This is a genomic window from Cupriavidus sp. 96C5-1 (assembly GCF_057798855.1).
This window is the reverse complement of record NZ_JBYOJU010000095.1, coordinates 1-8,168: the sequence shown is the minus strand read 5'-3', so window position 1 is coordinate 8,168 and position 8,168 is coordinate 1. Positions and strand designations below refer to the sequence as shown.

The window sequence follows — 8,168 nt, the reverse complement described above, 5'->3', positions numbered from 1 at the left end:
CTGGCGCGCTGGCTGCCTGACGGGCAACTGGAGTACCTGGGCCGGATCGACCAGCAACTGAAGATTCGCGGCTTCCGCATCGAACCGGGTGAGATCGAGGCGCGGATTCTCGCGCAGGAAGGTGTGGGCAACGCGGCCGTGCTGGCTATCGAGGGCCCTTCCGGCGCAAGGCTGGTGGCTTATGTCGTGCCGGCTGGTGGCGCGCAGGTGGATATCGCCGCCGTCCGCACCGCATTGGCAGCCGACTTGCCCGACTACATGGTGCCGGCGGCGTTCGTCGTGATCGACGCCCTGCCCCTGACCCCGAACGGCAAGCTGGACCGCCGTGCGCTGCCGGCGCCGGCCTTCGAGAGCGCCCAGACCTTCGTCGCCCCCGAGGGCGAGGTGGAAACCGCACTGGCCGGCATCTGGGCCGAAGTACTGGGCCTGCCGCGTGTGGGCCGCTCGGACAACTTCTTCGAACTCGGCGGCGACTCGATCCTGAGCCTGCAGATCGTGGCGCGCGCCCGCGCGGCCGGCTGGCTGCTGACGCCGCGCCAGCTTTTCGAGCGTCAGACACTGGCCGAACTGGCGGCGGTCGCCACGCCTGTGACGCTAGGGGCCGATGCTGGCAACGCGGTGCCCTCCGGCATCGTGCCGCTGCTGCCGATCCAGGCCGATTTCTTCACCATGCCGATGGCCCGGCGTCACCACTGGAACCAGTCTGTACTGCTCGATTGCCGGGACGGGATCGATTCCGGGGCACTGGCAGCAGCGCTGGGCGATCTGGTCGCCCATCACGATACGCTGCGGCTGCGGTTCGTCGAAGCGTCGGGCGTCTGGCAGCAGACGTACGCCGATGAAGAGACCTGCGCTGACCTGCTGTGGGTGCGAGAAACCGCAACGGAAGCCGAACGGCTGGCGCACTGCGAGGCCGCCCAACGCAGCCTCGATCTGGCACGTGGGCCGCTGCTGCGCGCTGTCGCGCTGCGGACCGGAGACCACTGGCAACTGCTGCTGGCGATCCACCATCTGGTGGTCGATGGCGTCTCGTGGCGGGTGCTGATCGAGGATCTGCATACGGCCTATCGGGCACGGCTGCAAGGCAAGCAGATCGAACTGCCGGCGCGCACGGCGTCGTACCAGCGCTGGGCCGAAGCCCTGCGCGACAGCGCCGCCCGCCGTGGCGAGGAAATCCCGCGCTGGCAGGCGCTGGCCACCGTTGACGCCTCCCTGCCGGCAGACGAAGCCGCCGGCTCCCTCACCATCGCCAACCGCGCCAGCGTGACGCTGACGCTGCCAGCCGATCTCACGCAATCGCTGCTCCAGCGGGCGCCCGCCGCCTATCGCACGCGGGTCAACGACCTGCTGCTGACAGCGCTCGCCCGCGCACTGTCCGCGTGGACCGGCCGAAAAGACGTACTGGTGGACCTCGAAAGCCACGGCCGTGTGGCGGGCGTGGATGATTCGCTTGATCTCAGCCGCACGGTCGGCTGGTTCACGACGATGTTCCCGGTGGCGCTCGACGGCAGCGGCGAGATCGGCACGGCCATCCGCACGGTCAAGGAGCAACTGCGCGCGGTCCCGGGCGAAGGTATCGGCTTCGGCCTGCTGCGCCGCTGGGGCACGCCGGCCCAGCAGTCGGCGCTGGCGGCGGTCCCGAAGCCCGAGGTGGTGTTCAACTACCTGGGCCAGTTCGATGCAAGCTTTGCCGAAGGCGCCGCATGGCGGCCGGCCGCAGAGGGGGCGCAGGCGGCGGGAGGCACCCAGGACCCCGCCGCTCCGCTGTCGCATCCGCTGTCGGTCAGCGGGCAAGTGCTTGGCGGCGAACTGCAATTGACGCTGGCGTTCAGCCAGAACCGGCATCGCACGGCCACCATCGAGCGCCTGGCCGGAGCGCTGCGGGCCGAACTGGAAGCCGTCGTACGCCACTGCACCTCCGGCGCCGTCGGCCTCACGCCTTCCGATTTTCCGCTGGCTGGCCTGACGCAGGCCCGGCTCGACGCACTATGCCTTGATGCCGCGCGCGTGCAGGACCTGTATCCGTTGTCCCCGATGCAGTCGGGCATGCTGTTCCATAGCGTCTTCGCCCCCGCAGGCAGCGCGTATACGAACCAGTTGCGTGTCGATATCGACGGTCTCGATCCGGCCCGCTTTGTCGCGGCATGGCAGGCCGTGCTGGCGCGCCACGACAGCCTGCGCTGCGGTTTCCTGCATCGCGGCGACCAGCCGCTGCAATGGGTGGCGAAGGACGTCGCCTTGCCCGTGATCGAGGCGGACTTCACGGGGCGCGCCGCCGAGGACGTGGATCGGCTGGCGGCCGAGCAGCTTGCACAGCGCTTCGACCTGCAACAGCCGCCGCTGATGCGCGTCGCGCTGCTGCGCACGGGGCCGGATCGCCGTCATCTGGTCTGGACCGTCCATCATCTGCTGCTCGACGGCTGGAGCACCGCGCATTTGCTGGGCCAGGTGCTGCGCCACTACGCGGGCGAAGCGCTGCCGGCTGTCGGACATCGCTTTGCCGACTACATCGGCTGGCTGCAGTCGCGTGACCGGGATGCCAGCGAGACGTTCTGGAAGGCGCAAATGCAGTCGCTGGAAACGCCAACGCGCCTGCTGGATGCACTGCCAGCGGTCACGTCCGGGGATGGCCATACCGAGCAGCATCATCACCTCGACGCCGACGCAACGGCCGCGCTGGCCGCGTTTACCCGCGCGCAGAAGGTAACGTTCAACACGCTGGTGCAGGCGGCATGGCTGCTGGTACTGCAACGCTGCACCGCGCAGCCCAGCGTGGCGTTTGGCGCCACCGTGTCCGGCCGCCCCGCCGATCTGCCGGCCGCCCAGCAGATGCTGGGGCTGTTCATCAATACGCTGCCGGTGGTGGCCACGCCCTCGCCGCGCCAGAGCGTGGGCGACTGGCTGCGTGAGGTCCAGGCGCTGAACCTTGCCACGCGCGAGCACGAACACGCGCCGCTCTATGACATCCAGCGCTGGGCCGGCCACGGCGGGCAGGCGCTGTTCGATTCGATCGTGGTCTTCGAGAACTACCCGGTCGATGCCGCGCTGCGCCGCGCGCCGGGCGGGCTGGCGTTCGCGAACATCACCAACCGCGCGGAAACCAATTACGCGCTGACGCTGGTGCTGGCCCAGACCGATACGCTGCGCCTGACCTGCCGCTTTGACCGCGCCTGTCTGGCGGAAGCCCAGGCCGAAACGCTGGCGCAGGCGCTGCTGGCCACGATGCGCGCCATGGCGGCCGATGCGGCGCAGCCACTGGGGCAGATCAGCCTGATCGACGCAACGCGTCTGCGGACGTCGCCTTCCTCGGCGTTCGTCGGCAGCTATCAGCCCGTCCATCGGCGCTTCGAGGCCCATGCCCTCGATACGCCCGATGCCACGGCGCTCGTCGCCGACGGCCAGGCGCTGAGTTATGGCGAACTCAACCGGCGCGCCAACGCGCTGGCGCGGCAGTTGATCGCGCGCGGCGTGGGGCCGGATGTGCCCGTGGGCGTGCTGGCCGAGCGGTCCGTGGAAATGGTCGTCGCGCTGCTGGCGATCCTGAAGGCTGGCGGCGCCTATGTGCCATTCGATCCCGAGTATCCGACCGACCGCCTGGCCTACATGGTCGAGGACAGCCGCGTGGCGCTGTTGCTGACGCAGCGCCCCGAGGCCCTGCCGGCCGCACCGGCCTCGGTGTCCATGCTGGACCTGACGCAGCCCGCGTTCTACATCGGCGACGCCGCAGGCACGACGCCGAACCCGGAGCGGACGCCACATCCGGCGCATCTGGCCTATGTGATCTACACCTCCGGCTCGACCGGGCGGCCCAAGGGCGTGGGGATTTCCCACGGCGCGCTGGCCCACTATCTCGATGGCGTGCTGGCGCAACTGGCATTGCCGCACGGGCTGCGCATGGCGATGGTATCGACACCGGCGGCGGACCTCGGGCATACGGTGCTGTTTGGCGCGCTGGCCAGCGGCGCTGCGCTGCATCTGCCCAAACGCCGTTGCGTGTTCGATGCGGCTGCTTTCGCGCGCTATATGGCCGAGCACCGCATTGACGTGCTCAAGATCGTCCCGAGCCATCTGCGCGCGCTGCTGGACGGCGCGGCGGCGGCCGGCACGGCGCCGGCAGACGTGCTGCCGGCCCACACGCTCGTGCTCGGCGGCGAAGCCACCGACTCCGCGCTGCGCGCCCGCATTCATGAAGCGCGTCCCGCCTGCCGGCTGGTCAACCACTACGGGCCCACGGAAACCACGGTCGGCGTCCTCGTGCACGTGGCCGGCACGGCGCCGCAGCCCGGAACCGGCCTGCCGCTGGGGCAGCCGCTGGCCGGCACCGTGGCCCATGTGCTGGACGGCGCGCTGGCGCCATTGCCCGACGGCGTGGCCGGCGAGCTGTATCTGGGCGGACCGGCGCTGGCACGCGGCTACCTTGGCCGCGCCGCGCTGACGGCCGACCGCTTCGTTCCGGACCCGTTCTCGGCGCATGGTGGCCGTCTCTACCGCACAGGGGATCGTGTGCGGCGCCAGGCGGACGGCGTTTTCGAATACCTCGGCCGGATCGACGATCAGGTCAAGATCCGTGGCTTCCGCGTGGAACCCGGCGAAGTGGCGGCGCAACTGGCCGCGCTGCCGGGCGTCCGGCAAGCCGCCGTGGTGGCCGACGCGACGCCAACGGGCATGCAACTGGCCGGCTATGCCGTGCCGGAGGACGGCCGGCGAACCGATCCCGCCGAACTGCGGCGCGCGCTGGCCGCCGTGCTGCCCGGCAATATGGTGCCGGCCACGATCGTTTGGCTCGACGCGCTGCCACTGACCGCCAACGGCAAGCTGGATCGCCGCGCGCTGCCAAAGGCCGACGCCCCCGTTGCCGTTGCCGCGGAACCGCCGCAGGGCGATCTCGAAACGCGGCTGGCCGCGATCTGGCAGGACCTGCTCGGCGTGCCCACGGTGGGCCGCCACGGCAACTTCTTCGCCCTGGGCGGCCATTCGTTGCTGGCCGTCCAGCTTCTGTCCCGCATTCAAGGCGAACTCGGCATCGATGCGCCGCTTGCGCTGCTGTTTGGCGCCGGCACGCTGGCCGAACTGGCTGCCGCGCTGCCCGCGCAGCATCGCCATGCCGACGAAGCCGCCCTGCTGGAGCTGGAGGCGTTTGCCAATACCCTGGAGTCAGTCTGAATGATCGAAGCCAATACCGCGGCCCGGCTGGCCGCGCGCTTTGCCACGCTGGCGCCGGCCCAGCGCCGTGCGTTCCTCGACAAGATGGCCGAGCAAGGCATGGCCTTCTCGCAATTGCCGATCCCCGCGCTGCCGCGCCCGGACGCGTCGGCGGACCACGGCGCGCCGTTGTCCTACGCGCAACAGCGCCAATGGTTCCTGCATCGTTTCGAGCCCGATAGCGCCGCGTACCACATCAGCAGCAGCGTGGAACTGCGCGGGGCGCTGGATGTGGACGCACTGGCGGCGGCCTTCGCAACGCTCGCACGCCGCCACGAAGCGCTGCGGACGAGCTTTGTCGCCAACGCGGCCGGCCATGCGCGGCAGCTTGTGCGCCCGGAAGTGGTGATCGCGTTGCCGGTGACGGAGCTGTCGGCGAACCCGGACGCCGCCGACGTGCACGCGGCCGCCATCGCCGAAGCGCCGTTCGATCTGGGCGTTGCGCCGCTGCTGCGCGTGCATCTGCTGAAACTTGGGCACCAATCGCATCGGCTGGTACTGGTGATGCACCATATCGTCTCCGACGGCTGGTCGATGCAATTGCTGATCGACGAACTGGGGGCGGCCTACCGCGCGCGCGTTGCCGATCAGCCGCTGGCGCTGCCGGCGCCCCAGATCGGCTACACCGACTATGCGGCGTGGCAGCGCAACTGGCTGGAAGCTGGCGAGCGGGAACGGCAACTGAACTGGTGGCGCGATGCGCTGGCCGGCGCGCCCACGGTACTCGCGCTGCCGACCGACCGCCCCCGCCCCGCCACGGCGGCCTATCTGGTGCAGCGCTGCGAGATCGACATCCCCGATGCGCTGGCGCAAGCCCTGCGCGAGCGCGCGCAGGCGCAAGGCGGCACGCTGTTCATGGCGCTGCTGGCCGGCTTTCACGCGCTGCTCTACCGCTACACCGGCAGCCGCGACATCTGCGTGGGCGTGCCTGTGGCGGGCCGCAACCGAATCGAGACCGAGCGGGTGGTGGGGCTCTTCGTCAACACGCAGATCGTGCGCGGCCAGATCGATGGCCGCCGGCCGCTTTCCGCGCTGCTTGGCGATATCCGCGAAGCGGTGCTGGGCGCGCAGGCGCATCAGGACCTGCCGTTCGAGCAGCTGGTGGATGCGTTGCAGCCCGAGCGCAGCATGAGCTATCACCCGCTGTTTCAGGTGGTGCACAACCATCGGCGCGGTGACCGCGCGGGCCGGCTCTCGCTGCCCGGTCTGGAACTCGAAAGCGCGCCCGTGGGCGAGCGCGCGACAGCGCTGGAATTGACGCTCGATACGCGCGAGGACTCCGCGGGCCAGATTCACGCGTGCTTCCACTACGCTGCCGAACTGTTCGACGTGGCGACCGCGCAGCGGCTGGCGCGCCACTATCTGCGACTGCTGCAGCAGCTTGCCGACGCGCCGGACTGCGCGCTGGATGCGGTCGAATTGCTCGACGCCGCCGAGCGGGACAGCCTGCTTGCGCTGGGCCAGGGCGAAGTGCCGGCCGATGCCTGCATGCCCGTCCACGCGCAGATCGCCCGCCACGCGCTGGCGCAGCCGGAGGCCGTTGCAGTGACCTGTGGCGAGCAGACGCTGCGTTATGGCGAACTGCTGGCGCGTGCGGACCGGCTGGCCGCCGTGCTTCATGCACGCGGCATCGGCGCCGAGGATCGTGTGGGCATCGCCCTGTCCCGCTCGCCCGACATCATCGTCGCGCTGCTGGCCGTGATGCGGGCTGGCGCGGCCTATGTGCCGTTCGACCCGGCCTATCCCAAGGACCGGCTGGCCTATCTGTTCGAGGACAGCGCGATCCGGCTGCTCGTCACCGAGCCGGCCTTGCTCGATACGCTGCCGGCGCCGGCTTCTCTGCCGGTGCTGACGCTGGATATGGTGGGCAACGGCCCGACGCTAGCCGCCGAGGTGCCGGTCCATCCGTCTCAACTCGCCTACGTGATCTACACCTCCGGTTCGACCGGACGCCCCAAGGGCGTGTGCGTGTCCCACGGCCCGCTGGCCATGCACGTGGCGGCGACCATCGACGCCTACGAGATGGGCAGCCACTCGCGCGAACTGCATTTCCTGTCGTTCGCGTTCGATGGCGCCCACGAACGCTGGCTTTGCGCCTTGGCCTGCGGCGGCTCGCTGGTGCTGCGCGACGACGCGCTCTGGACGCCCGAGCAGACGGCGCAGGCGATGATCCGGCACGGCGTGACCAACGCGGGCTTCCCGCCGGCGTATCTGCGGCAACTGGCCGAATACGTCGAACAGAGCGGCGAGCGTCCGGACGTCTCGCTCTATTCCTTCGGTGGCGAAGCGATGCCGCGTGGCGCCTTTGCCCAGGCACGGCGCGCGCTGGGTGCGCGGACCTATATCAATGGCTATGGCCCGACCGAAACCGTGGTCACGCCGATGGTCTGGAAGGTGCGCGGCGATGCGCCGGAAGCGGATTTCGCGGGCACCTACGCCCCGATTGGCCGCCCGGTTGGCGACCGGCGCTGCTACCTGCTCGACGCGGAGCTGAAGCTCGTGCCGCCGGGCGTGGCGGGCGAGCTTCATATCGGCGGCGAAGGGTTGGCGCGTGGGTATCTGAACCGTCCCGGCATGTCGGCGGAGCGCTTCATTCCCGATCCGTTTGCCGATGACGGTGCGCGGCTCTACCGCACGGGTGATCTGGCGCGCTGGCTGCCTGACGGGCAACTGGAGTACCTGGGCCGGATCGACCAGCAACTGAAGATTCGCGGCTTCCGCATCGAACCGGGTGAGATCGAGGCGCGGATTCTCGCGCAGGAAGGTGTGGGCAACGCGGCCGTGCTGGCTATCGAGGGCCCTTCCGGCGCAAGGCTGGTGGCTTATGTCGTGCCGGCTGGTGGCGCGCAGGTGGATATCGCCGCCGTCCGCACCGCATTGGCAGCCGACTTGCCCGACTACATGGTGCCGGCGGCGTTCGTCGTGATCGACGCCCTGCCCCTGACCCCGAACGGCAAGCTGGACCG

General features: G+C 69.9%; 2 protein-coding genes. Both read left to right on the top strand.

Features of this window, described 5'->3' with window-relative positions; genetic code table 11:
• The coding region (locus AC3FOF_RS44115; protein WP_488730261.1) for an amino acid adenylation domain-containing protein at nt 1–5,163 on the top strand (5,163 nt) is incomplete at its 5' end.
• The coding region (locus tag AC3FOF_RS44110) for an amino acid adenylation domain-containing protein (RefSeq protein WP_488730260.1) at nt 5,164–8,168 on the top strand (3,005 nt) is incomplete at its 3' end. It lies immediately after the preceding gene.